Consider the following 789-nt stretch of genomic DNA (forward strand, 5'->3'; position numbering starts at 1 on the left):
TGGTCAGCGAGCGGCGAATATCATGACTTTAATCCAGTTAGCAAAGCTGAATGGCTTGGATCCGTATGCCTATTTAAGTGATGTGCTGAAAAGGCTGCCGACACATAAAGTGACCCAAATTGAAGAATTGCTGCCGCACCGCTGGAAACCTGAATCGAATTAAAAAAAGCTATGGGGTTCAGCGGATGCTTACTGTACTGAAAAGGCTGCCGACGCATAAAGCGACCCAAATAGAAGAATTACTGCCACATCGCTGGAAATCCAACTCAAATTAAAAAATAGGCATGGGGTTCAGCGGACGCTTACATTTAATTTTTCTAGCCCGTTGAAAAGCATTACAATTGATCGCCATTTGTTCAATATTTGAAGGAAGTACTTGTAATAACTGTTGAAAATGAATCATGATACGCCACGGTAGTTGTGTTTTGTGTTAGCGCATTAATAAATACAACCACCTTTTTTATTTTTCAAGCGATAATTATAATATATTTCAACAATTTAAGCCTTAAGTTGGCGCGTATGCCATCATGGGTCTTATGCACCTTGTTCTTCATATCATAAAATTTTTCATCGGTGCCATAGAGATCAATAGCTACATACTTCAAAAGCCCTTCCCAATTAAAAGAGTTATTTAAATATCGAAGACTTAGACCAGTACCCACAAATAAAACTGGGTGATTCTTGTAACTACTAACAAACTCAAAAATGTCCATAACTTAACTTCTAAATTGTTGTTCTGAAGATAAGCACATCTTATATATTAGAAACAATTCAAGCAATTTGATAATT

The 789-nt window shown here is 36.8% G+C and carries 1 protein-coding gene and 1 pseudogene; one reads left to right on the forward strand and one right to left on the reverse strand.

From position 1 onward, the window contains the following. Nucleotides 1–163: transposase domain-containing protein (locus VF675_RS13720; RefSeq protein WP_440205389.1), on the forward strand; the 163-nt coding region annotated here is incomplete at its 5' end. A 358-nt stretch (nt 164–521) separates the two neighbouring features. Here VF675_RS13720 and VF675_RS13725 read toward each other — a convergent pair. Then, nucleotides 522–713: pseudogene (locus VF675_RS13725) on the reverse strand (SIR2 family protein); the annotation flags it as partial. Between the last annotated feature and the right edge of the window lie 76 nt (nt 714–789).

It is taken from the genome of Acinetobacter sp. Lyrl_1, assembly GCF_051948795.1.
GTDB classification, from domain to species: domain Bacteria; phylum Pseudomonadota; class Gammaproteobacteria; order Pseudomonadales; family Moraxellaceae; genus Acinetobacter; species Acinetobacter towneri.